At 69.4% G+C, this 24409-nt stretch carries 17 protein-coding genes; 11 read left to right on the top strand and 6 right to left on the bottom strand.

The genetic code is table 11. The features are described from left to right. Positions 1-128: 128 nt before the first annotated feature. From OG801_RS12495 to OG801_RS12480, 4 genes are read left to right on the top strand one after another with little or no spacing between them, the layout of a single operon-like run. The gene (locus tag OG801_RS12495; protein WP_406035936.1) at positions 129-6434 is read left to right on the top strand and encodes an Ig-like domain-containing protein; all 6306 of its coding nucleotides are present in this window, start codon (positions 129-131) and stop codon (positions 6432-6434) included. Between the two features lie 10 nt (positions 6435-6444). Next, positions 6445-7413 (top strand): MoxR family ATPase, encoded by a 969-nt coding sequence (locus tag OG801_RS12490; RefSeq protein WP_355017639.1) that lies wholly within the window; start codon positions 6445-6447, stop codon positions 7411-7413. Position 7414: 1 nt separating this feature from the next. Then, positions 7415-8686, top strand: coding sequence for a DUF58 domain-containing protein (locus OG801_RS12485; RefSeq protein WP_406035935.1), 1272 nt, complete (start codon positions 7415-7417; stop codon positions 8684-8686). Continuing rightward, positions 8683-10920, top strand: a complete 2238-nt coding sequence (locus OG801_RS12480; RefSeq protein WP_406035934.1) for a DUF3488 and transglutaminase-like domain-containing protein — start codon at positions 8683-8685, stop codon at positions 10918-10920. Before OG801_RS12485 ends, OG801_RS12480 begins: the two co-directional genes overlap by 4 nt. 1 nt (position 10921) lies before the next feature. On the opposite strand, the gene OG801_RS12475 is transcribed toward OG801_RS12480, so the two are convergent. Then, positions 10922-11287 carry a PPOX class F420-dependent oxidoreductase gene (locus OG801_RS12475; protein WP_355017642.1) on the bottom strand — a complete coding sequence of 122 codons (366 nt, stop codon included), beginning with the start codon at positions 11285-11287 and terminating at the stop codon, positions 10922-10924. 89 nt (positions 11288-11376) lie between these two features. Between OG801_RS12475 and OG801_RS12470 the strand changes: the two genes are divergently transcribed. Together OG801_RS12470 and OG801_RS12465 are read left to right on the top strand one after the other, a co-directional pair. Continuing rightward, entirely contained in the window at positions 11377-11928 is a 552-nt protein-coding gene (locus tag OG801_RS12470; RefSeq protein ID WP_406035933.1) for a DinB family protein, read from the top strand. A 1-nt stretch (position 11929) separates the two neighbouring features. Beyond that, positions 11930-12331, top strand: coding sequence for a VOC family protein (locus OG801_RS12465; protein WP_406035932.1), 402 nt, complete (start codon positions 11930-11932; stop codon positions 12329-12331). Between the two features lie 73 nt (positions 12332-12404). On the opposite strand, the gene OG801_RS12460 is transcribed toward OG801_RS12465, so the two are convergent. Further along, on the bottom strand, positions 12405-13562 hold the full coding sequence (locus tag OG801_RS12460) for a PucR family transcriptional regulator (RefSeq protein WP_406035931.1): 1158 nt from the start codon (positions 13560-13562) through the stop codon (positions 12405-12407). 95 nt (positions 13563-13657) lie between these two features. Between OG801_RS12460 and OG801_RS12455 the strand changes: the two genes are divergently transcribed. The 3 genes from OG801_RS12455 (at position 13658) to OG801_RS12445 (ending at position 16849) form a co-directional block, all read left to right on the top strand. Then, on the top strand, positions 13658-14818 hold the full coding sequence (locus OG801_RS12455; RefSeq protein ID WP_355017646.1) for a ferredoxin reductase: 1161 nt from the start codon (positions 13658-13660) through the stop codon (positions 14816-14818). Between the two features lie 32 nt (positions 14819-14850). Next, positions 14851-16101, top strand: a complete 1251-nt coding sequence (locus OG801_RS12450) for a fatty acid desaturase family protein (protein ID WP_406035930.1) — start codon at positions 14851-14853, stop codon at positions 16099-16101. A gap of 196 nt (positions 16102-16297) precedes the next feature. Next, complete coding sequence (locus OG801_RS12445; RefSeq protein WP_406035929.1) at positions 16298-16849, top strand: hypothetical protein; 552 nt, start codon at positions 16298-16300, stop codon at positions 16847-16849. On the opposite strand, the gene OG801_RS12440 is transcribed toward OG801_RS12445, so the two are convergent. Both OG801_RS12440 and OG801_RS12435 read right to left on the bottom strand, forming a co-directional pair. Then, positions 16846-17559, bottom strand: coding sequence for a Type 1 glutamine amidotransferase-like domain-containing protein (locus OG801_RS12440; RefSeq protein WP_406035928.1), 714 nt, complete (start codon positions 17557-17559; stop codon positions 16846-16848). The two genes, OG801_RS12445 and OG801_RS12440, sit on opposite strands and share 4 nt — an antisense overlap. A gap of 72 nt (positions 17560-17631) precedes the next feature. Next, entirely contained in the window at positions 17632-20700 is a 3069-nt protein-coding gene (locus OG801_RS12435) for a M4 family metallopeptidase (RefSeq protein ID WP_406035927.1), read from the bottom strand. Positions 20701-20901: 201 nt separating this feature from the next. Between OG801_RS12435 and OG801_RS12430 the strand changes: the two genes are divergently transcribed. Beyond that, a complete protein-coding gene (locus OG801_RS12430) occupies positions 20902-21165 on the top strand; it encodes a WhiB family transcriptional regulator (RefSeq protein WP_292649912.1) in 264 nt (87 codons plus the stop codon). Here OG801_RS12430 and OG801_RS12425 read toward each other — a convergent pair. After that, the gene (locus OG801_RS12425; RefSeq protein WP_406035926.1) at positions 21162-22064 is read right to left on the bottom strand and encodes a sigma-70 family RNA polymerase sigma factor; all 903 of its coding nucleotides are present in this window, start codon (positions 22062-22064) and stop codon (positions 21162-21164) included. The genes OG801_RS12430 and OG801_RS12425 overlap by 4 nt on opposite strands. A gap of 145 nt (positions 22065-22209) precedes the next feature. Between OG801_RS12425 and OG801_RS12420 the strand changes: the two genes are divergently transcribed. Then, the gene (locus tag OG801_RS12420) at positions 22210-22674 is read left to right on the top strand and encodes a carboxymuconolactone decarboxylase family protein (protein ID WP_406035925.1); all 465 of its coding nucleotides are present in this window, start codon (positions 22210-22212) and stop codon (positions 22672-22674) included. Between the two features lie 16 nt (positions 22675-22690). Here the strand turns inward: OG801_RS12420 and pgm are convergent, their stop codons facing one another. Next, the gene (pgm, locus tag OG801_RS12415; protein ID WP_406035924.1) at positions 22691-24373 is read right to left on the bottom strand and encodes a phosphoglucomutase (alpha-D-glucose-1,6-bisphosphate-dependent); all 1683 of its coding nucleotides are present in this window, start codon (positions 24371-24373) and stop codon (positions 22691-22693) included. Positions 24374-24409: the final 36 nt, after the last annotated feature.

Below are 24409 nucleotides of genomic sequence, written 5' to 3'. Positions count from 1 at the left end.
CGTGTTCACTGAGCCGTGTGCCACGTTTGGCTAGTTCGTGTGGCTTCTACCCTGAGGCGCGCCTAGAGTAAGCCCGACTTTTTGTGTCGGCTGGCCATTTGGCCTGGAAGGACTTGGGGAGAGTCTTGGTGGCACGTTTCGGGATGGCGTCCGGGTGGATGCGGCGTCATCGGACCTCCATCGCGTCCTGGGCGGCTCTTGCCGTCGTTGCGAGCGGTTTGACCGTCTACGCGATCCAGTCGACGGGTTACCCCGTGCACAAGGCCGATCTCGACGACGGCGGCATCTGGGTGACCAACCAGTCCTGGGGCACCCTGGGCCGCCAGAACCGCCCCGTCGCCCAGCTCGACGGTGTCGTCTGGGCCGGCAACGAGGCCGGGTCCAGGTCCGAGCGCGCCGGCCTCGACGTGGTGCAGAACGGCATCGCGGTGGCGTCCGTGGACCGCGACGCCCGCACCATCACGCCGGTCAACACCAAGCTCGCCGAGGGCATCGACGACGACGCGGTGACCGTGAAGGACAGCCGCGTAGTGATGGGTGGCAACACCATCGGCGTCGCCGAGCAGAAGACCGGCAAGGTCTGGCTCACCTCCGTCGACCCGACCGCCGGCGTCGGCGACCTCTCCGACCTCTCCGGCTCCACGAAGCCCACCGAGACGGTCGGCGCCGACGCGGTGCTCACCATCGGCACCGACGGGACCGCGTACGCCGTCTCCGCCGCCAAGCGGACGCTGACCACCTTCGCCCCGGACGGTGAGCGGTTCGCCGATCCCGAGGAGACCAAGCTCCCGAAGGCTCCGGAGTACGCGGAGACCCCGACCTCGGCGACCGTCGTCGGCCGCGACGTCATCACCCTCGACCAGGCCGGCTGGCTGCTCGGCGCCGCCAAGGGCTCCGACATCGCCGTGGACTTCGGTGACACCGCGGAGAGTGCGGTCCTCCAGCAGCCCTCCGTCAAGGCCAAGGAGGTGCTCGTCGGCGACGCGACCGGCCTCAAGGCCGTCGCCCTGAGCAACGGCGAGATCCGCCACGTCGCCGAGTCCGCCGGTGACCCGGCCGCCCCGGTCCGGCTCGGCGACTGCGTCTTCGGTGCCTGGGCCAACGGCTCGACCGGCTCGGTGGCGACCCAGTGCGGCGAGGGCGAGCCGATCCTGGGCGAGATCCCGACCCTCGGCCCGGCCGCCGAGCTGGAGTTCCGGATCAACCGTGGCCAGCTGGTGCTCAACGACCTGCGCAACGGTGATGTCTGGGAGATCGACGGCGCCGACATCAAGAAGATCTCCAACTGGGAGGCGTTCCAGCCGCAGACCCAGAAGCAGAACCAGAAGAAGGACAAGCAGCAGCAGCAGACCAAGGCCGCCCAGGCGCCGAAGGCCAAGGACGACCAGCTCGGTGCCCGCGCCGGACGCACCACGGTGCTGCACGTCCTCGACAACGACTCCTCGGCCAAGGACTCGATCCTGAGCGTGGTCTCGGTCGGCGAGGCCTCCGTCAAGGGCGTCGAGGCGACCATCGCTCCCGACCGGCAGTCGGTCCTGGTGACCGCCCCCGAGTCGGCGCAGGGGAAGAAGACCAGCTTCAAATACACCGTCGACGACGGGATGAAGGGCAAGGCCGGCCAGGACGACGCCAGCGTCGAGCTCAGCATCGAGGGCTCGGGAGGCACCGGCAAGCCGACGCTGCGTGAGCACTACACGCCGACCGACTACACCGTCGCGGCCGGCGGCACCGTGGAGATCCCGGTGGTCGGCGACTGGCGCGACGAGCGCTACGGCGACCCGGTCACCGCTCAGTCCCCGACCGCGTCCAAGGGCAAGGCGAGCGTGACCCCCGACGGGCTGCTGCGCTACACCGCCGCCACGGACGCCTCCGGCAGCGAGAACCTCGGCTATCAGGTCAGCACCGGCGGTAAGCCGTCGAAGGACAAGGTGCGGGTCAACATCGTCGCCGGAGCCACCACTGCCTCCCCGGAGCCGAAGGACGACGTCGCCGAGGGCACCCAGGGCTCCTGGGTGACGATCCGCCCGCTCGACAACGACATCCCCGGCGCCGACCCGTCCAACCTCGACGCGAGCCTCACCCTCGCCGGCGACGTCCCTCCCAAGGGCGGCCTCGAGGTGAGCACCGACCGGGAGACCGGCGTCGTGCGCGCCCGAGGGAGCTCGCCGGGCACCTACCAGCTCAGCTACAACGCCGGGTTCGGGGCCGCGAAGCCCGCCGCGGCGAAGATCCGCGTCGACGTCAAACCCGCCTCCCAGGCGGCGGACGAGCCGATCGCGACGCCGGACACGACCGCCGTCCTCGGCACCTCGACCCGCACCCTCGACGTCCTCGCCAACGACTACGACTCCCGGGGCCGGCTGCTCGCCGTGACCCATGCCGAGCCGGTCGGCGACAGCGACCTGACGGTCGCGGTGCTCGACGGGCGCTGGCTGCGGATCCAGGCGTCCAAGCCCGACATGGACCCGTCCACCCAGGCGATCCGCTACACGATCAGCAACGGCGCGGCCGAGGCCGAGGGGTCGGTGACGGTGAGCCAGCGACCGGCGCTGCGCGGCGCCGAGAACGCCCCCGAGGCGGTCGACGACGAGGCCACGGTCCGGGCCGCCGACTCCGTCTCGATCCCCGTCCTCGACAACGACTCGACGCCCTCGGGTGACCCGGTCGGCCTGGTCGTCGACCAGACCATCGAGACCAAGGGCCAGCTGCAGGTGCTGGGCCAGCCGACGGTCGGTGAGGCCTACATCGACGGCAACCGGGTCCGCTACGTCGCCCCCGACGACGTGAAGGGGCCGGTCGACGTCGACGTCCGCTACGTCGTGCAGAACACCGGCGACCCCTCCGCGGAGCACTCCTCGGGCAACATCCGCATCCACGTCAAGCCGTTGCCGAAGAAGAAGGCCGACAACTCCGCGCCCGCACCGAAGGCGCTGGAGTCGCGGGTGGTCCAGGGCGACGAGGTCACGCTGCGGCTGCCCACCGTCGGCACCGACCCCGACGGCGACTCGGTCTCGGTGACCAGGATCAACAGCGCGCCCGCCTACGGCCGCGTCCTGGCCCACGGCGCCAACACGATCACCTACCAGGCCTTCCCCAACGCCGCCGGCACCGACGAGTTCACCTACGAGGTCAGCGACCCGTTCGGTGCCGTCGCGACCGGCACGGTGCGGATCGCCGTCGTCGCGCCCGGCGCGCCCCAGCGCCCGGTCGCCGTCGACGACCTGGTCACGCTCGACCCCTCCAAGAAGCTGACCTACGACGTGCTGGCCAACGACCTGCGTACGCCGGGGACCGAGCTGCACCTGGCCTCGACCGACGCGACCGAGGGCTCCAACGTCAAGCAGCGCTCCGACGGCATCGTCACCGTCCAGGGTGGCTCCGGCGAGCCGTTCCAGCACATCCCCTACCGCGCCACCACGGGCCTCCACGAGGACACCGGCGAGCTTGCGATCCGCTATCAGGAGGGCTACGACAACCCGCCGATGGCGGGGATCGTGGTCGCCCACCCCGGGGGCGACTCGTCGACGACCACCGTCGACGTGATGACCAAGGTGACCGACATCGACGATTCGCTCGAGGACCTCACCGTCGACGCGGTCAAGGGTCCCTCGGTCGGCGAGGACGAGTCCAAGCCGAAGATCGACGACGGCAAGGTCACCCTGCCGGTCGGCGACAACACCCGGGTGTGGACCTACCGGGTCACCGACCCCGACGGTGCCCAGGCGGTCGGCTCGATCTACGTCCCCGCGCGTCCGAAGGACGCCCCCTACCTGAAGCCGGGTTCCGAGCTCCAGCTCAATCCTGGCGAGACGAAGAACGTCGACATCACCGACTACGTCGAGGACCCCGAGGGCGACCCGGTGGTGCTGACCACGACCGACAAGATCGTGGCCGCTCCGGAGGGCATGCTCAACACCGGCGACACCACCGCGACGACGGTCAAGGTCACCGCCGGCGAGACCAAGGGTCCGGCGACCCTGACGTTCGAGGTCGCCGACCGCGAGAAGATCACCTCCGCCGACGCCCACCTCTCGGTGATCTCGCTGCCGGTCCAGATCGGCAAGGAGGAGCCGGAGATCAACTGTCCGAGCACCCCGGTCGAGGTCCCGGAGAGCGGCAACGGCGCGCTGGTCGACATCGCCGCCATCTGCCACGTGTGGACCGCCGACCCGGGCGACGCCGACGACCTCGACTTCACCGCCGAGGTCGGCGACGGGCTCGACGGGGTCGAGGTCAAGCCCGAGGACGGTGGCCTGCGGCTCACCGCCGACCGCGCCGACGCCGGCGCCCAGGGCGCCCTGGAGATCGGCGTCGAGGGCACGGACGCGACCGGACAGCTCCTGGTCACCGTCATCGCGCTGCCCGCGCCGTCCCTCTCTCCGATCAAGCCGCTGCAGACCGAGGCCGGGAAGACGGTCGCGATCGACATCGCCGACTATCTGCAGACACCGGTGCCGTCGGAGTCTCAGGAGGTGGTGATCACCAAGCTCGACCCGGTCGATGGCGACTCGCCCGACATGGGCAAGGCCAGCGGCTCGAAGATCACCTTCAACACGCCCGAGGAGGGTCACGGCCACTACCGCTACGCGATCGAGGTCAGCGACTCCGGCAAGGACTCCAAGCGGGTCAAAGCCACCGGCGTCATCGAGGTGGACGTCATCGACGTCCCCGGCGCGCCGACGGCGCTGCGTACGACCTCCGACTTCCTCTCTAACGTGGTCGCGCTGTCGTGGAACGCGCCGAAGGACAACGGCGACGACCCGATCCAGCGCTACGAGGTGGAGGCCAACGGCGACCACGTCCAGGACTGTCCGTCGACCTCGTGCCGGATCACCGGGCTGAAGAACGGCGTCGTCTACGACTTCCGGGTGCGTGCGGTGAACTCCGTGGGCCCGAGCCGCGAGTGGAGCAACTCGGCCGAGGGCGAGCCCGACGCCTACACCGGTCCGGTGCAGAACCTCCGTGTCACCCGCCAGCGCGACCACAAGGTCGAGCTGAGCTGGAGCAAGCCGGCCCCGTGCGACTGCTCGGACGTGCAGAAATACCGGATCAGCTGGCCGGGCGGTGGCATCAAGGACATCTCCGCAGGTCAGACGACCTATCCGGCGGCAGTCGCCACCAACGGCGACCCGGTGCAGTTCACGGTCGTGCCGCTCAACGACAAGGGCGTCAAGACCAACAAGGGCCCCTCGGCGACGGTCGAGGGGATGGGCGCCGGCAAGCCGGACACCCCCGCGACCCCGACCTTCGAGTGGGCCAACACGGCCAACAACTCCGGCAAGGCGGTGACCGTCTCGTGGAGCCCGGTCGCGGCCAACGGCCCGGCGCCGGTCACCTATGAGGTACGCCGCACCGGCGGCACCGGCGAGAAGATCGTCTGCTCCTGGGTGACCGAGACCAGCTGCCGCGACGACGTCGCCAACGACGGCACGATCTACACGTACGCGGTCAGAGCCCGCAACGCGGAGGCGACCTCGCCCCGCGAGACCGGGTCCGGCGGTTCGCCGGAGGCGCACATCTCCAGCTACTCGGCGGGAGGCAAGGTCGAGGCGGCCGCGACGCCCGAGGCGGTCTCGTTCGCGAGCGCGACCCCGACCGGGGCAAACGGCACGGCCGAGATCGTCTTCACCCCGCAGGCCTCGCACGGCAAGACCAACCGGGTCGAGTGCCTGCGCAACGGCTCCTCCTGCGGGAGCTGGACCTATCCGCCCGACGGCGCCGGCCAGCAGACCAAGACGATCACCGGCTTCACCAACGGCACCTCGACGGCCGTCCAGCTGCGGGCGTGCAACGACTCCTCCGGTGGCACCGGGGCGGGGGCGTCCTGCGGCGCCTGGTCGTCGAAGAACGTGACCACGTACGGCCCGCTGGGCACGCCGTCGATCTCGGCGAGTGTCGACGGCAACAAGGTCAACTGGAACGTCAACTACAACCCCAACGGCAAGGCTGCGACCGTCACCGTCAAGCGTGGTGGCACCGAGGTCGCCCAGTTCGGCACGGGCACCGGCGCGGGCAGCCGCTCGGGCACGGACACCGCGCCCGAATGGAACACGTCCTACACCTACACCGTGACCATCAGTGACTCGCCGCGGGCGAGCAAGTCCGACTCGGTCACGGTGCGGACCGACCCGCCGCCGGACCCGATCCTCGAGGTGAACAAGGCCGGCGAGTGCTCCGGCGCCTCCTGCCCCGAGCCGGACGTGGCGTGTGGCGGCACCTGTTGGTACGTCGGCTCGACCATCACCGACCTCGCCTTCCCCGGCAAGACCTGGGAGTGCAGCACCAACTCCACCACCTCGCGTTGGAATGTGAACATCGGGAGCAACGGCAAGGGCACGGGCAGCGGTCGCGGCTGGGTCGGCGCCAACACCCCGTTCCGAGTGACCTGCACGACCTCCGGTCGACCCAATCTTTCGAAGAACGTTACGTGGTAGGAGAGAAGAAATGACCGTCACGACCGAGCAGGCTCGTTGGTTCCACGAGACCTTCGAGAAGCTTGCCGACAACGTCGAGAAGGCGGTGCTGGGCAAGCGCAACGTGATCCGCCTGGTGCTGACCGCGCTGCTCTCCGAGGGCCACCTGCTCCTCGAGGACTACCCCGGCACGGGCAAGACCCAGCTCGCCCGCGCACTGGCCAACACGGTCCAGGGATCGCACGCCCGCATCCAGTTCACGCCGGACCTGCTCCCGTCCGACGTCACCGGTGTGACCGTCTACGACCAGGGCAAGGGCGCCTTCGAGTTCCACCCGGGCCCGATCTTCCACTCGATCGTGCTCGCCGACGAGATCAACCGCGCCTCCCCGAAGACCCAGTCGGCGCTCCTGGAGGTCATGGAGGAGGGCCGGGTCACCGTCGACGGCGCCACCCGCGACGTCGGCCGTCCGTTCATGGTGATCGCGACCCAGAACCCGATCGAGCAGGCCGGGACGTACCGGCTGCCCGAGGCGCAGCTGGACCGCTTCCTGATGAAGACGTCGGTCGGCTACCCCGACCAGAACGCCACCGTCGAGCTGCTGATGAACTCCTCGGTCCGCGACCGGGCCACGCTGGTCACCCCGATCATCACCGCCCCGACGGTCACCCAGATGGCCGAGATGGCCGATCAGGTCTACATCGACCAGGCGATCGTCGCCTACGTCTCCGCGCTGGTCGACGAGTCGCGTCGCCACAAGCACGTACGCCTCGGGGCCTCCATGCGTGGCTGCCTCGCCCTGGTGCGCACCGCCAAGGTCTGGGCGCTCGCCGAGGGCCGTTCCCAGGTGCTGCCCGACGACATCAAGTCGCTCGCCGAGCCGGTGCTCTGCCACCGCCTGATCCTCGACCCGGAGGCGATGTTCAACGGCGTCACGGTCGAGGACGTCATCGGCGACCTGCTCACCTCGATCCCGGCTCCCACTGAGCGTGTCGCCTGAGATGAGCAGGCTCAGTGTCCGCAACATCGTTGCTGACCTGCGGAAACGACTCGCCCCGGTAGCGTCCGGGGCGGGTTCGGTCTACTCGTTCGTCGCCGATCGGGTCCGTCCGTGGTTCGGCACGGTGACGTCGATCGGCTGGGGCGTGCTGCTCCTCGGCGCGCTGGCCTGGGTCGCCGCGACCGCGCTCGGCTGGATCGAGGCGTCCGTGGTGGCGATGGCGGCGCTGTTCCTCGTGATCGGCGCGGCCTTCTTCATGATCGGGCGCACCCGGCTCGCGGTGGCGACCGTGGTCGAGCCGCCGCGCGTCGCGGTCGGCCAGGCCCTGACCGGCGAGCTGCGGGCCCGCAACGAGGCGCGCGGTCCGCTCGTCTCGACGAGCCTGGAGTTCCCCATCGGAGCGGGCGGGGTGACGTACGACCTGCCGATGCTGCTCCCCGGCGCCGAGCACACCGAGCTGTTCGTGGTGCCGACCCAGCGCCGCGGCGTGATCGACGTCGGTCCCGTCCGGACGGTGCGCGGCGACCCGCTCGGGCTCTTCCGGCGGGTGCAGGAGTGGACCGACCGCACCGAGGTGTTCGTCCACCCGCGCACCACCCACCTGGAGCCCTTCGGGGTCGGTCTGGTCCGTGACCTCGAGGGGTCCACGGCACAGAACACCTCGATGAGCGACCTCGCCTTCCACGCGCTGCGTGAGTACGTCCCGGGCGACGACCTGCGCCACATCCACTGGCGCTCCTCGGCACGCCACGGCCAGCTGCTGGTGCGGCAGTTCCTCGACACCCGCCGCTCCCACATCGTCGTCATCGTCGACTCCTCGCCGATGTCCTACGACAGCGAGGACGAGTACGAGACCGCGATGTCGATCGCGGGCTCGCTGCTGCGCCGCGGGATCCTGGACGAGTTCGACGTATCGTTCGCGACCGGTGACGTGCTGATGGTGCGCGCCACCGCGGCGAGCGGGGGAGGGCGTACGGCTCTCGACGCCTGCTCCCGGGCGAAACCGCAGCAGACCAACCTGATCGAGATCACCGCCGAGGCGGCCCGGCAGGCGCCGGACGCGTCGCTGGTGATGCTGGTGACCGGGCGCTACCCGGAGTTCGTCGCGCTGCAGCGCGCGGCCGGCCAGTTCTCGGTCGATGCCACCACCGTCGCCGTCCGGGTCGACTCCTCGCAGCGTGCCGGCTTCAAGGCCGTCGCCGACCTGCCGATGATCACCCTGCCCGACCTGGACCAGCTGCCGATCGTGCTGTCGAAGGGGTTGTCCGGATGAAGAAGCACCACGCCGTAGACGGCCTCCTCCTGTTCCTTCTCGGCACCATCGCCTTCCTCGGCTTCGACGACACCTACGCCGGCTGGACCTACCTGGTCGCCGGTGTCGCCGGGCTGCTGCTCGGGATCCTCATCGCCTTCGTCGGCCGCGGACAGCCGGTGGTCGTGCTGGCCGTCGGGCTGCTGGCCGCCTTCTTCGTGCTCGGCGGCGCGGTCGCGCTGCACGGGATCGGCGACCTCTCGTTCCTCCCGGTCCCCGACACGATCGGCACCCTCGCCGACAACTCCGTGCACGGCTGGAAGCGACTGCTGACCACGCTGCCGCCGGTCGACGGCGGGGCGCTGCTGACGATCCCCTACATCCTCGGCCTGGTCGCCGGCTGTGTCGGCTTCGCGCTGGCGGTGCGGACGAAGGCGGCGCTGCCGCCGGTGCTCGTCGCGTTCGCGCTGATGGCCGGCGTGATCCTGCTCGGCGTACAGGACCCGTCCAAGACCGCTCTGCTCGGCGCGCTCTTCGGAGCGATCGCGATCACCTGGCTGTGCATCCGCGGCATGCGGGCCCGTGCCCTCGCCGCCGGCGGCCGCCGTCTCTCGCGGACCGCCATCGGAGCCGGCCTGTGCCTGGGTGCGGCCGGGCTGGCGTTCCTCGGTGGGCCGCTGCTCCCGGGTCTCGCGCCTGAGCGCACCGTGCTGCGCGGCGAGATCGAGCCGCCCTTCAACGTCGGGCAGTACCCGTCGCCCCTGGCCGGCTACCGCGTCTACACCAAGGGCTACCAGACGCCGGAGGACGACCGCCGGCTCTACGAGAAGGACCTGTTCACCGTCTCGGGCCTGCCCGAGGGCACCCGGGTCCGGGTCGCCGCGATGGATTCGTACGACGGCACCGTTTGGCGTGCGGCCAACGACTCCGGCGAGACCGAAGGTCCCGATGACACCTTCCAGAAGATCAGCTCGACGCTGCGAAACCCGCTCGCCGACGGCAAGCAGGTGCGCGGCACGATCACGATCGGCGAGGACTTCGGCGGCGTCTGGGTGCCGCTGCCGACCGCGCTCACGCACATCTCGTTCGACGGCCCCGACTCCGACTCGTTCCGCTACAACCTGGCGACGTCCACCGGTGTCCTGCCGTCGGCGCTGAAGCCCGGCGACTCGTACTCCTTCACCGCCTCGGTCGTCGACGAGAAGGTCGGGGAGAAGAGCGAGAACTGGTCGGGCGGGTCGCCGATCGGCGACGAGGCCGCCCAGTTCCAGGCGCTCGCCGCCGAGTACGCCGGCGGTGGTGACTCACCGATCACCAACGCGCTGGCGGTGGCGGAGAAGCTCAAGGAGGAGGGCACATACACCGACGGGGAGCCGCCCAACCAGCAGTACCCGGCCGGTCACTCCCTGCGTCGTCTCGCCGACTTCACCGCCAAGGGCGGCCAGCTCGCAGGCAACGACGAGCAGTACGCCGCGCTGATGGCGATCCTGGCCAACCAGGTCGGCGTCCCGGCCCGGGTGGTCCTGGGTGCCGTCGTCGGCTCCGACGGCGTCGTCGAGGGCAAGGACATGCATGCCTGGGTCGAGCTGCGGATGTCGGACGGGTCCTGGGCCACCCTGGACTGGTCCGAGTTCATGAACACCGAGAAGCCGCCCGAGCAGAACGCCCCTCAGCCCGAGGAGCTCGTCACCGGCAAGGTCGTCCCGCCGCCGGCGCCCGTACGCCCGCCCGCGACCTCCGGCGACCCGCTGGACGAGTCGGTCAACCAGAAGGCCAACTCGCGGCCCGACGGGTTCACGCTGCCCGGCTGGCTGATCGCCGTCTTCACGTACGTCGGCATCCCGCTGCTGCTCATCGCAGCCGTGTGCGGGGCGATCATCGGCGCCAAGATCTGGCGGCGACATCGCCGGCGGACACGTGGGACCCCGGTCGCGCGTCTCTCCGGTGGCTGGCGCGAGGCCCTCGATCACGCCCGTGACTTCGGGGTCGGGGTGCCCGTCGGCGCGACTCGCCGCGAGCAGGCAACCGCGCTGTCCGGGTCCCCGGGCATGGACGGTGCGCCGGGGCTGGCGCTGCTCACCGACACCACCATGTTCGCCGAGGCGGGGCCGCAGGACGACGAGGTCGCCGCCTTCTGGGAGCAGGTCGGGACGCTTCGCTCGTCGATCTCCGACTCGCGCACCAGGTGGCAGCGCATCCGGGCGGCGATCAACCCGCTCTCGCTGGTGCCCGCCCGGCTGTTCCGGAAGCGCTGAGTCAGTCACCCAGTCCGTAGTCCCTGATCGAGTCCGCCGTGATCCGGAGGACCTCCCGTGAGGTCCCCGGCATCGGCGGGTCCACGTCCGTGAGTGCCTCGGCCGTGCCGCGGATCTCGACCATCCGCGGCTTCCACGGGTTGGTGGACTCGAGATCGTCGACCACGAAGGCCACCTTGGCGTGCTTCTGGGCGTTCCGGAACTTCCGTGATCGGCCCATCTCGTAGCCGCCGATCACGATCCGGTGCTCCTCGTCGATCGTGAACCCCACGGGGTTGTTCTGGAGGCCCCCGTCGGGGGCGAGGGTCGCGAGCCTGCCCAGCGGCTGGGTGCGGAGGTAGCGGAGCTGCGTGTCGGTGAACTTCATGCCCCCAGCCTCGCGGCTCAAGTCGAGTTGAGGTCAAGGAGAGGCGTAAGCGGAAGGCGTACGTCCGGAACCCGGCCTAGCGTGGCGTCATGACCACCACCGACGTCACCCAGCCGGTCGAGATGACCCCGGTCATGGACGAGACCGGCACGCTGCTCAGCACCCTCGACCGCATCCGGCGTACGTTCGCGTGGAAGTGCGGCGGCCTCAGCGACGAGCAGCTGCGCCAACGGCTCGAGCCCTCGAAGATCACGCTCGGCTGGCTCCTCAAGCACCTCGCGTTCTGCGAGGACCACTACTTCACCGCGGTCCTCGCCGGCAACGGCTATCCGGACGTCTGGGTGCGCTACGGCCCGGATGAGGAGGGCTGGGACTGGAAGACCGAGGCCGAGGACACCGCCGACGGCCTGATGGAGCTGTGGGAGGGTGCGGTCGCCAGGTCCCGCCGGTCGATCGCCGAGGCCCTCGGCAAGAACGGGATGGACACGCTGGCGACCAACCCCGAGTGGCAGCTCGAGGCCAACGCCCGCCGCTACGTCGCCGACATGATCGAGGAGTACGCCCGCCACACCGGCCACGCCGACCTCATCCGCGAGTCCATCGACGGTCTCGTCGGCGAGGACCCCAGGGACGGTGAATGAGATGGCCGGGATCAGGGGCGCCACCGGATGGATCGGTGTCAACGTCGCCTGTACCGACCCGCTCGCACTCGCCACCTTCTATGCGGACCTGTTCGGCTGGGAGGTCAGCAGCTCCGAACCGACGTACGCCACCGTTCTCATCCGTGATCCGTCGGGCAACGCAACTCACAGCAACCTCGCCTTCGAGTTCGACCGCCACTACCGGCCGCCGGTCTGGCCGAGCGAGCCCAACGCCCAGCAGCAGATGGTCCACCTGGACATCGGAGTGACCGACCTGGCCGCGGCAGTCAACGACGCCGCCGACCTGGGTGCGCAGCTCGCGGACTTCCAACCCCAGGACGACGTACGCGTCATGTTCGACCCCGACGGCCACCCCTTCTGCCTCTACCTCGATCAAGGCTGAACGACGCGGAAACGTGACGCCGAGCGAGCATGCTGTCGCAGACTCGAGTGACGCCCTGGGCTGACCCTGCTGATCAGCCCAGGGCGACGGTGAGGGCGAGGAGCATCGCGGGATCGTCCAACCGGTCCCCGTACACGTCGCGCAGCTGCCCCATCCGGTACCGGACGGTCTGGGGGTGGATGAAGAGGTCGGCGGCGACCTCGTCGCGCCGGCCCTGGTGGAGGAGCCAGGAGCGGAGGGTCTCGGTGAGCTTCTCGGCGGTGGCGGGGCGCAGGTCGGCCAAGGGGGCGAGGACCTGGGCGCGCAGGTCCTCGCGGGCGTCGGTGTCGGCGGAGAGGACCAGCTCGACCAGGTGCTGCTCGGTGTCGGAGCCGAGACCCGCGTCCTGGGCGCGGCGGGCACGCTCGTACGAGACCCGAGCCTCGCGCCAGGGCTTTGCCGGGCCGGCGACCGACCGGCGGCCCTCCAGCGCCTTCATCAGTGCCCGGCGCCGGCGACCGTGCGCGTCGGGGACCAGCAGAAGAGTGTGGTCGTCGAGGTCGCGCAGGTCGTCGTGCTCCAGGGTGCCCTGGTTGACCTTGGCGAGAATGGTGCCGACCTGGGAGTTGGGGACGAGCACGGCGGTCAGCGTGCTCGGCGGGGTCCATTCGGCCCGTACGGCCGCGTCGTCGAGCTCCTCCGGGGTCGTCTCGGCCAGCAGCTTGCGGGCGAGCCGTTCGCGCAGCTGTCGGCGTACGCGTCCGGTCGTGGCGCGCTCGTCGGCATGCCCGGCCGCCGAGGCCTCCGAGATCTCGTCGATCCAGGCGAAGACCAGCGCGGAGAACTCCACCAGCATCGCCGGTGCCATGCCGCCCTCGACGGCCTTGCCTGCGAGCTCACGCCAGGCCACGCGGGCGCCTATGCGGTAGGCGGCCAGCAGGGCCTCCATGGTGCGCCCGCTCCTGGCCTCGCCTCGCCCCAGGTCATAGGCGCCCTGGACCGCAGGCGGCGTCGCGGCCGACACGTCGGAGGCCAGGCCCGCCCCGGAGGCGAGCGACAGGAAGCCGCCCAGTGCTACGCCCACGGCGTTCCGGATGGTCTCGCCCATGTGTCCCGAGAGCGCGTCCTGATACGGCGGCACCTCGGCGATGATCGCCGCGACCACGTCCTCGCCGACCTGGGGGAGCACGGCACGGATCGAGGCGACGACCTCGGGCGTCAGGTGGACGTCATAGGACGAAAGATCGGGCACATCTCGGGAACTTTTGTTCGTCACGTATAAATCCGCCTATCAGATTCACGTCGCTAACACAGGAGTTTACCTCGCATAAGTAGCACTATGGATACATGGCTGAGATCTCTACATCCCCCGCCCTGTTCGCCCCGGGCGAGGCCAGGCGACCCGCGCTGCGGGAGAGGCTCTCCCGCAAGGTGTGGGGAGTCGCCGAGAAGATCGCCACGCCCCTGGCGCCGGCCGACTACCTGGACATGTTCAACCCCCTCCGACCCGGCGCTGACCTGCGCGGACGCGTCGTCAAGGTCACCCCGGAGACCGCCGACGCGGCCACCATCGAGATCAAGCCGGGCGCCGACTGGAACGGCCACACCCCGGGTCAGTACGTCCGTGTGGGCGTCGACGTCAACGGCGTACGCCACTGGCGGGCCTACTCACTGACCCACGGCCCCCGCAAGGACGGCCTCATCTCGATCACCGTCAAGGCCGTGCCCGACGGCAAGGTCTCCAGCCACCTGGTGCGCCGCCTGAGCCCCGGCAAGATCGTCCACCTCGAGCAGGCAGCCGGCGACTTCGTCCTGCCCAGCGACCTGCGCGGCCACAAGTTTCTGATGGTCACCGCCGGCTCCGGAGTGACCCCTGTCATCGGGATGCTGCGCAACCTCTTCCCGGTCACCGACGAGGGCGTCGTCGAGCACCAGCGGCTTGACGTCACCGTCGTCCACGTCGCCCCCAGCCGCCCCGACTCGATCTTCATCCGCAACCTCGAGTCACTCGCCGAGGCCGGCGCGATCCGCCTCGTCACCCGCTACACCGGCTCCGAGGGCCGCATCGACATCGACACCCTCACCGAGCTCGTCCCCGACCTGAGGGAGCGCAAGGCGTACGCCTGCGGTCCTGCGGGTCTCCTCGACAACCTCCAGGCCTGGTACGACGAGGCGGGCCTGCCGCTCCAGACCGAGCAGTTCCGACTGGCCACCGTCGTGACCAGCGAGGGCGGCACCGTCGCCTTCACCGGCAAGACCGTCGACGCACCTGGTGACAGGCCGATCCTCGACGCCGCCGAAGAGGCCGGCGTCCTCATGCCGAGCGGTTGCCGTATGGGCATCTGCTTCGGCTGTGTGCTTCCGATGAAGGAGGGCGCCGTCCGCGACCTCCGCAACGGCGAGCTCACCGTCGCCCGCCCGGGTGAGACCGGCCCCGAAGGGGTACCCATCCAGACCTGCATCTCCGCCGCCGCCGGCGAGTGCGTCATCGACCACCCTGCCTCCTGAGGCAGCCCCCACAAGACGAGAGCGAGACAGCCATGACCATCGCACCCGATGCCCCGGCCTACACCGGCCCGATCGCCCACCTGACCCGCGACGACATCGAGCAGCTCGGCCGCGAGCTCGACGCCATCCGCCAAGAGGTCATCGACACCCGCGGTGAGCGCGACGCTGCCTACATCCACAAGGTCATCAAGGTCCAGCGCTCGCTCGAGCTCGGCTCCCGTGCCGTCCTGCTCGCGAGCATCTTCCCGCCGGCGTTCGTCGTCGGCACCGTCGGTCTCTCGATCGCCAAGATCCTGGACAACATGGAGATCGGCCACAACATCATGCACGGCCAGTGGGACTGGATGCGTGACCCGAAGATCCACTCCACCGTGTGGGAGTGGGACAACGCCTCGACGAGCGAGGGGTGGAAGCACTCCCACAACGAGCTGCACCACACCTACACGAACATCGTCGGCAAGGACAACGACCTCGGCTGGGGCATCATGCGCGTCGACGAGGAGCAGCGCTGGACGCCGTCGAGCCTGTTCCAGCCCGCGATGAACTTCATCAACATGTGCATCTTCGAGTATGGCATCGCGATGTACGACCTCGAGCTCGGCCGGGTGATCCGGCAGAAGAAGAAGGGTCGCCGCCCGTCCGCCGAGTGGCAGATGTCGGCGAAGCGTACGCTCGCCAAGATCCGCCGCCAGGCGTTCAAGGACTACGTCGCCCACCCGCTCGTCTCGATGGTGACCCTCTCCGGTCCGACCACGCTGCTGGCCAACGTGATCGCCAACTTCACGCGCAACGTCTGGACCCACTCGGTGATCATGTGCGGCCACTTCCCCGAGGGCGTCGAGACCTTCGAGCTCAAGGACATCCCGGAGAACGAGACCCGCGGTGAGTGGTACGTCCGGCAGATGCTCGGCTCGGCCAACATCTCCGGCTCGAAGTTCCTGCACGTCATGTCCGGCAACCTGTCCCACCAGATCGAGCACCACATCTTCCCGGACCTGCCCTCGAACCGCTACGCCGAGATCGCGCCGAAGGTCCGCGCGCTCTTCGAGAAGTACGACCTCAACTACCACTCCGCGCCGATGCCGCAGCAGGTCGCTTCCGCCTGGCACAAGGTCCTGCGACTCTCGCTGCCCAACGGCTTCCTCGAGTCCACCAACGTACGCAACGCCCCCTCGCAGGCCGTCAAGCTCGTCAAGGCGGTCCGCGGCGACACCCGCACCCGTCGCCGCCTGCTCAAGGAGTTCGAGGCCGCCGGCGCTGCCTCCATCGGCAAGGCACTCTGACCAGCTGATACGACGGGACGTTCTCGCCGGTTACCTCCGGGTAGACCGACGAGAACGTCCCGTCCTATCTGTCAGGCGTCGTAGGCGCCCGAGCGCCGCTGGTGAACACCTCGGCCACACCTGGACCACGGTGACGAATGTCGTATGGACATCACCCGCCAGGACCGGTAGACAACTAGCCACTATGGAGAACGAGTTGATTCCCGGAACCGGGTCGCCGACCGCGGTGCGCAGCTATGTGACCGCCAACAAGCCGAACCCGTCGGCGCTCGCCGAGGGTTTGTGGGTGCTTCCTCCCGACGTGCTCTCCAGCGGTGACCGCGCGGTCCTCTTCGACCAGTACAAGCTCTATGTCGCCGAGGCCGAGCGGCTCAGCGTGCGGCGTACCCTCACCAGCGCGTTCCTGCTGGTCCTCAACGTCGGGCTCCTGGTCGCGGGCACGGCTCTCGTGGCCAGCTCGCCCGAGCGGCCTTGGATCTTCACGGTCGCCCTGATCGCCGCCCTCGGCTCGTGCCTCGGCTGGTTCTGGATCATCCGCTCCTACCGGCAGATGGCGAGCGGGAAGTACTCCGTCATCTCCCACCTCGAGAAGCAGCTCCCCGCGGCTCCCGGCGTCGCGGAGTGGTCGGCCGTCGGCCTCGGTCGCGACAGCTCGCGCTACCTGCCGATGAGCAACGTCGAGGTGTGGGCGCCCGCGCTCTTCGGGTTCTGCCACGTCGCGACGTACGCCCTGCTCTACCTGCCCTAGTCGAGCACCCTGACCTCGAGCGGGGTCTCCCCGTCCGGCCCGACGGCGTAGGCGACTCCGTCGGGCCGCTCGCTGATCGCCTCGACCAGCTCGCCGTCGCGCCACAGCAGGGCGACGCCGTCATCGGCCGCGTAGCCCGACGGCAGCGCCCCGGAGCCGACGAACCGGACGTACGTCTCGCGCCGGTCCTCCTCGCCGAGGTAGTGCGGGCAGAACGAACCGGGGAGGAAGCCCAGTCCGTCGGGGAGCGGCGCGGTGGGGCCGAAGGAGTCGGTCGAGGACGCCTCGTACCAGCAGTTCGCCCCGGCCGAGATCCCGGCCAGGATCGTCCCGCCGGCGGCGGCCTTCTCGAGCAGGGCGGGCAGCCCGTGCAGGCGCCACACCGCGAGCAGGTTGGCCGTCGACCCGCCGCCGACGTAGACGATGTCCTGGTCGAGCAGCTGCTCGAGGTCGTTGATCGGAAGCTCGTGCCCCTCGGGCGCCTTGTTGAACAGTGACAGCACCTTCGCCTCGGAACGGCCGGCGTACGCAGCGAGGAACTTGTCGTGGTAGCTGTCCGCGTCCCCGCTCGCGGTGCCGATGAAGCAGACCTTGGGCCGCGGCTTCCCGCTCAGCCGGTTCAGCTCTGCATCGAGGGGAGACACCTCCCGCCCGTGCACCTCCGGCATCGAGAAGCCGCCACCGCCCATGGTCAGGATCGTTCCGCGCATGGCGTGAGTGTAGGGACAAAGAGGGCCCCGCCGAACTGGATTGTTCGGCGGGGCCCTCTGAAGGTGTGACGGCTACTTGACCCTGACGGTCACCGTCTCGGTGATCGCCTCGTTGTTCCGGTCACCCGAGTAGACCACCTTGTAGGTGTGGGTGCCTCGGAACGCCCGGAAGGTCGCCTCCTCCTTCTTCAGCCGGAAGCGGCCGACGCGGATGCCCTTCTCGCTGACGACGATCTCGCCGGAGGCGCGCTCGCCGTCGACGGTGATCTCGACCTTGCCGCGCTTCGGCGAGGTGGCGGAGATCTCCGGGACCGCCTTCTCGGTGCAGTAGCTCACCGAGACGTTGTCAACGGCCCAGCCCTCGACGCCGTTGCAGCCGTCGCGACCGAGGTCGAAGCGGAACTTCACGGTGTCACCGGCGTCGGCGATCGCATCGAGGTCGACGATCGTCGTGCCCCACTGACCGGTGAACTTGCCACCGTCGGTGCCCGTCCAGGCGGGCTCGCTGGCGAGGTAACCGCTGTCGGGGTCCATCGTCGCGCCCGGTGCGTTGAACAGGTACGCAGCCTGGTCGACGAGCGTGAAGTCGCCACCGTTGACCGACACCTTGACGTTGCCGCCGTCCCAGCTCGACTCGGTGCGCACCGAGTGGTCGAACGTGAGGCGAGGCGTCTGGCCCGCGGGCACGGTGATCTCCGGGGAGATCAGGCCGTTGCGGCTGGTGATGTCACCAGTCGCGTCACCGCACTGGCCCTCGACGGGGTCGGGGCCCCACGCCGCCTTGGTCTCGTTGCCCTCGACGCCGCTCAGGGTCTCCCAGGGGTAGTCGTTGCCGGGGACCAGGGACTCGGCGTCCTGGGCCCAACCGGTCAGACCGTCCTCGAAGTCCTCGGTGTAGGTGGTGACCTCGTTGGTGCCCTCGCCACACAGGGCGGGGGTGTTCGGGTCGAGCATCGGGCCGAAGTTGCACTGAACCGGCTCGTCGGCGAGCTCGGTGGCCGTGTTGGCCGCCGCGACCGCCGCGCAGTCAGCGGCCGTGATCGGCTCCAGAGCCGGAGCCGCGGCCTCGCCACCCGGAGTCTCGCCACCGCCGGTCTGCGGCGTCGAGGTGCCCAGGGTGAGCTTCTTGAGCGAGTTCACGCCGGTCAGATCGGCGCACGAGGAGACCATCGCCTGGGCGTACTCGGGGAAGCCCGAGGTCGGCGTCAGGTAGTTGGTCTGGGCGTGCCAGATCAGGTTGGCCGCCTTGTCCAGGCCGATGCCGGCCACGGTGACGTCGTTGTAGGCGCCGCCGTCCACGAGCAGGGCGTAGTGGTGGTTGATGACACCCGAGTTGGAGTGCACGCCGCCGGAGTCGTCGGTGGTGCAGTGGTACTCCTCGTCGGAGACCTTGCCCGGGTCGCCGTAACAGGTCGGGTTCCACATGTCGCGGATCGCGCCGCCGAAGGCGGTGGAGTCCTCACCCATCAGCCAGCGTACGGACTCGTCCTTGGACTCGGCCGAGGCGTCCTTGATGGTGATGTTGACCGCGCCGGTGGCGTTCTTGATCTTCTGACCGGTGGCGTAGTCGGTGGTGGCACCGTAGATGTCGGAGTTGCCGGCGATGCTGCCGAGCGGCTGGCCCTCCAGGAACGCGATCACGACGCCCTTGGCGCCGGCGTTCTTGGCGTTCGCGACCTTCTGGGTGAACGGGCAGGTGCCCCGGTCGACGAGCACGAACTTCCCGTTGACCGCAGCGGCGTTCTCCAGCGGCGAGCAACCGTCGGTGGTCGTCGGGCCACCGGCGTCGGCAGCGTCGAGGCCGACCACGATGTCGCTGGTCACTCCGGCGGTCGGGAACACCGGACCGAAGCTGGCAGCCGCGGCCGGACAGTCTCCGGCCACGTCGGCCGGCGAGTTGATCGTCAGCGTGATGGCGCCGCGGGTGGAGGAGGAGCAGTGCCCATCCGTACGGGCCACGTCGTCGGTGGTGTTCTCACGAGTGTTGAGGAAGTCGAGCGTGTTGCCCCACATGTCGGAGTACGCCTCATTGAGCGCACCCGGCTGCCACTGGTAGATCAGGCCGGAGGTGTGCTCGGTGTAGGCGTGGCCCCACTCGTGCGCCACCACGTCGTCGGAGGTGACCCCGGAGCAGTAGTTGGTGGTGGCGCCGTTCCAGTTGGCGTTCGGGCACGAGATCGCCGGGTCGTTGTTGACCGTGACCATCTTCGAGCCGGAGCCGTCGTAGGAGTCGCGGCCGAAGGTGTTCTTGAAGAGCCAGTAGGACTCGCCGGTGGTGGCGACCTCGTTCTGCTGGTCCTGGTCGAGGGTGCCCGGGAAAGCGTCGTTCTCGACCCAGACGGTCGCGTCGTCGCCGGTGTCGGGCGTGTTGTGCTTCTCGACCAGCTCTCGCTCGTTCGCCGAGTGGATCATCGAGTAGCGGTTGACCGGCTTGCCGCTGGCGGCGTCGATCACGACGGTCTCGCGCACGGTGGACCGGTTGGACACCTCGACGACCCAGGCGAGCAGGCTCTTGCCGCTCACGCCCTGGGCGGCGCCCATGCGGTAGACGTTGAGGTCGGCCTTGACGACCTCGACGCCGGTGGTGTCGACCTTGCTGTCGGTGTGGGCCTCGGCCGGCTTGGACTTCACAAGCTCGAGCGCCTTGGCGCTGGCCTTCTCCTTCGACCACTTCGGGGTCGTGCTGAGGTCGAGGTTCGGGGCGGCGAAACCGTTGACCGAGGTCAGGTCACCGGCCTTGTCGACGTGGGCCTTCAGGACGCCGCCGAAGACCGGCACGTCCTTGTAGGCCTGCTCGAACTCGACCGTCCACCCCGCCGGGGTGGTGCTGACCTTCGACTGGTCGAGCTGGCCGGCCTCGGCGCCGAAGACCGGGGCGTACTTGTCGAGATACTCGCGTGCCTTCGCGGCCGCCTCCGACTTGCTGTCAGCGGCGACGCCGGGCAGCAGGTCGCCCTTGGTGGACGCGTAGCCGATCAGGCCGGTGGCGCCCTCCTTCTTGAGCGTGACGGTCTGATCGGCCGCAGCCTTCAGTTGGTCGATGCCGCTGGGATCCGGTTCCGCGGCGAAGGCGGCGATCGGTGTGGCCACCAGGCCTGCCGCGACGAGCGCAAGGCTGATTCCTTGCTTTCCGAGCTTCACGGGTTGCTCCTCTCGGGGTTCCGCCGCGTCGAGTCGCGGCGATTTCGCATCGTAGAGAGATTTGCGATGAAGAAGGGTGCAAACGCGAAACACGAGTCCGAAACGATTCGCCCTCGGGAGATTCTCAGTGGAAGCTCCTCAGGGGAGATCTAAGGTAGTTTCCCGATGTGCGGGCCTACCTCAGGCGCAGATTCTCAAGGGGTGCCCTTGGAGATCATCCCGCCTCTGTACGCCGCCGGCCTTCCGTGCCACGGAGACGACTCTGCGTTGTGGTTCTCAGAGTCCCCCGCCGCCCTCGAGGTGGCGAAAGATCGCTGCCTCGACTGCCCGGTGATGCGTGAGTGTCTCTCCGGTGCTCTGGCCCGCTCCGAACCCTGGGGCGTCTGGGGCGGCGAGATCGTCGAACGCGGCCAGGTGGTCACCCACAAGCGTGGCCGCGGCCGACCCCGCCGCCAGGCCGCCTAGGCCTGGCCGTGCGCTGACTCCAGCCCCAGGCTCGCGGCGAGCTTCGCGACCTGGGCGGGGGCGGCGTACGCCTCGATCTCGGTGATCCGCCCGTCGACCACGGTGAACGCCATGACGCTGTAGAGCTTCCCGTGGAAGGTGATCGCGACGCCGGCGGAGCCGTTGACGAGGGCCGAGTGGGTGACGCGGTCGGCGTGGGCGTACATGACGGCGTTGCCCGCGACCTTGGCCGCGCCGCGGTAGGTGGTGATCCCGGAGCCGAGATCGGCATGCAGGACGACGTCGGGGTGGAGCGCACCGATCAGCCGGTCCAGGTCGCCGTCCTGGGCGGCCGCGAAGAAGGCGTCGACGACCTCGCGCTGAGCGGTGACGTCGTTCCCGGGGCTACGTCCTCGGACCCTGCGCCGGGCGCGGCTCGCGAGTTGACGAGTCGAGTCCGAGGAGCGGTCGAGCATCGTCGCGATCTCGTCGAACGGCACGGCGAAGAGATCATGGAGTACGAAGGCCAGCCGCTCGTCCGGGGAGAGCTGGTCGAGCACGACGAGGAGGGCGATGCTGACCGAGTCGGCGAGCATCGCGCGCTCGGCCGGGTCCTGGGTGGTGCCGTCGTCGAGGACGACCGTTGGGTCCGGCAGCCGGCTCCCGAGTGGCTCAGCATCGAGGGACAGCTCGCCGCGGGTCTTGCGTGAGCGGAGCATGTTGAGCGAGACCCGTGCCACCACGGTCGTCAGCCAGCCGCCGATGTTGTCGATCTCGTCGGCGTCGCTCCGGCTCAGCCGGAGCCAGGCGTCCTGGACCGCGTCCTCGGCCTCGGAAGTCGATCCGAGCATCCGGTACGCCACCCCGAACAGGTGCCGCCGCTCCTCCTCGAAGCGCTCGGCCAGCCACTCCTGCTGCATCGTCGGTCCTCTCGTCGTCGGCCCGTACAGTCCGGACCCCTATGGACCCGACCCGCGAAGCAGACCAGATGTGACCGCTTCCGTGAAAGAAATTTTTCTTTCACCGACCTGTCACATCGATGCGGCGGGGCGGGTCAGGGATGGCATGAGCAACCGAATGAAGAACCCCGCAGAAGTCATCCCGCAGGCATTCAAGGGCATCGGCAACCTCCTGGCCGCCGTGGCCGAGGGTGGCCTTCCCGAGACCACGACCGAGCTCGTCGCGATCCGGGTGAGCCAGCTCAACGGCTGTGCCGCCTGCCTCCAGGGGCATGCCGTACGTCTCGCCGAGGTCGGCCTGCCGATCGAGAAGGTCGTCGGCCTGGCCGCCTTCCGTGAGTCGCCGTTCTTCGACGAGGCCGAGAAGGCAGCCCTCTCTCTCGCCGATGCCCTCACCCGCCTCGCCGACTCCGAGGATGCCGTGCCGGACGAGCTCTGGCGCGAGGTCACCAAGCACTACGACGAGAAGCAGACCGCCGCCCTCGTCCTCTGCATCGCCACCCACAACCTGTTCAACCGGGTCAACGTGACGGTGCGCGAGGACGCCGAGCACCCGTTCTGGACGCGCTGATCCCGGTGTGAGGCGGTCAGGCCAAGGCGGCGGAGACGACCGCCTTGGCCTCCTCCTGAACCTTCGCCAGGTGGTCAGGCCCGCGGAACGACTCGGCGTAGATCTTGTAGACGTCCTCGGTCCCCGACGGCCGGGCGGCGAACCAGGCCGACTCGGTGGTCACCTTCAGGCCGCCGATGGCCGCACCGTTGCCGGGCGCCTCGGTGAGCTTGGCGGTGATCTCCTCGCCGGCCAGGCTCGTCGCGGTCACGGCCTCGGGGGAGAGGGCGGCGAGCTTCGCCTTCTCCTCGCGGGAGGCGGGGGCGTCGATCCGGGCGTACGCAGGGGCACCGTGCTGCGCTGGATTGAGTTGGGCGACCAGCTCCGCGTAGCGCTGCGACGGCGTCTTCCCGGTGCGCGCCAGGATCTCGGAGGCGAGCAGGGCGAGGATGATGCCGTCCTTGTCTGTGGTCCACACGGTGCCGTCGAAGCGCAGGAACGAGGCGCCCGCCGACTCCTCGCCGCCGAAGCCGAACGAGCCGTCGATCAGCCCCGGCACGAACCACTTGAACCCGACCGGGACCTCGACCAGCGGCTTGTCGAGCGCACCCGCGACCCGGTCGATCATCGAGGACGAGACCAGCGTCTTGCCGATGCGCGCGGTCGCCGGCCAGTCGGGGCGCGCGCCGCCGAAGAGGTGGTCGATCGCGACCGCGAGGAAGTGGTTGGGGTTCATCAGCCCGGCGTCGCGGGTGACGATCCCGTGCCGGTCGGAGTCGGCGTCGTTGCCGGTGGCGATGTCGAACTCCGGGGTGCTCTCCACGAAGCGCACCAGCTCGGCCATCGCGCTGGGGGAGGAGCAGTCCATCCGGATCTTGCCGTCCCAGTCCAGCGGCATGAAGCGCCAGGTCGGGTCGACCAGCTCGTTGACCACGTTGAGGTCGATCTTGTGCCGCTCGGCGATCTCGCCCCAGTAGGCGACCGAGGCCCCACCCAGCGGATCGGCGGCGATCTTCACCCCGGCATCGCGGATGGCGGCCAGGTCGACCACGTTGGGCAGGTCGTCGACGTAGGAGCCGAGGAAGTCGTACGCCTCGGCCTTGCGCCGCGCGGCGGCGAACGGCACCCGCTTGACGCCGGAGAGCCCAGCGCGGATCAGCTCGTTGGCGCGGGCGGCGATGACCTTGGTGGCATCGGAGTCGGCGGGACCGCCGTGGGGCGGGTTGTACTTGAAGCCGCCGTCGGACGGCGGGTTGTGGGACGGGGTCACGACGATCCCGTCGGCGAGACCGGACCCTCCGGTGGTCGAGCTTGTCGAGACCCGCCCGGCGTTGGCACGAAGGATCGCGTGCGAGACCGCCGGCGTCGGCGTGTAGCCGTCGCGGTCGTCCACCAGGACGCGTACGTCATTGGCGACCAGCACCTCCAGCGCGCTCGCCCACGCGGGCTCGGAGAGGCCGTGGGTGTCGCGCCCGATGAACAGCGGCCCGTCGATTCCCTGCGAGGTCCGGTAGTCGACGATCGCCTGGGTCGTGGCCAGGATATGCGTCTCGTTGAAGGCCGACTTGAGCGAGGACCCGCGATGCCCCGAGGTGCCGAAGACGACCTGCTGGGCCGGATCGTCCGGGTCCGGCTGCAGGTTGTAATAGGAGGCGACCAGGTGAGGTACGTCGACCAGGTCGGCGGGCGTAGCGAGCGTTCCAGCGCGTGGGTCAGCCATGTGCCCCATCATGCCTACTGCCCCGTAATGTTCTCC

Origin of the sequence: Nocardioides sp. NBC_00163 (assembly GCF_045206295.1) — a bacterium.
Taxonomy (GTDB): Bacteria; Actinomycetota; Actinomycetes; order Propionibacteriales; family Nocardioidaceae; genus Nocardioides.
Note: the sequence above shows the minus strand (reverse complement) of the source record. Positions and strands in the feature narration are given on the sequence as shown.

Bases quoted from the DNA above. Each gene is read 5' to 3' on its own strand.
- OG801_RS12490 (WP_355017639.1), top strand. From the start codon at position 6,445: ATGACCGTCACGACCGAGCAGGCTCGTTGGTTCCACGAGACCTTCGAG.
- OG801_RS12485 (WP_406035935.1), top strand. From the start codon at position 7,415: ATGAGCAGGCTCAGTGTCCGCAACATCGTTGCTGACCTGCGGAAACGA.
- OG801_RS12480 (WP_406035934.1), top strand. From the start codon at position 8,683: ATGAAGAAGCACCACGCCGTAGACGGCCTCCTCCTGTTCCTTCTCGGC.
- OG801_RS12475 (WP_355017642.1), bottom strand. From the start codon at position 11,287: ATGAAGTTCACCGACACGCAGCTCCGCTACCTCCGCACCCAGCCGCTG.
- OG801_RS12470 (WP_406035933.1), top strand. From the start codon at position 11,377: ATGACCACCACCGACGTCACCCAGCCGGTCGAGATGACCCCGGTCATG.
- OG801_RS12465 (WP_406035932.1), top strand. From the start codon at position 11,930: ATGGCCGGGATCAGGGGCGCCACCGGATGGATCGGTGTCAACGTCGCC.
- OG801_RS12455 (WP_355017646.1), top strand. From the start codon at position 13,658: ATGGCTGAGATCTCTACATCCCCCGCCCTGTTCGCCCCGGGCGAGGCC.
- OG801_RS12450 (WP_406035930.1), top strand. From the start codon at position 14,851: ATGACCATCGCACCCGATGCCCCGGCCTACACCGGCCCGATCGCCCAC.
- OG801_RS12440 (WP_406035928.1), bottom strand. From the start codon at position 17,559: ATGCGCGGAACGATCCTGACCATGGGCGGTGGCGGCTTCTCGATGCCG.
- OG801_RS12425 (WP_406035926.1), bottom strand. From the start codon at position 22,064: ATGCAGCAGGAGTGGCTGGCCGAGCGCTTCGAGGAGGAGCGGCGGCAC.
- OG801_RS12420 (WP_406035925.1), top strand. From the start codon at position 22,210: ATGAGCAACCGAATGAAGAACCCCGCAGAAGTCATCCCGCAGGCATTC.
- pgm (WP_406035924.1), bottom strand. From the start codon at position 24,373: ATGGCTGACCCACGCGCTGGAACGCTCGCTACGCCCGCCGACCTGGTC.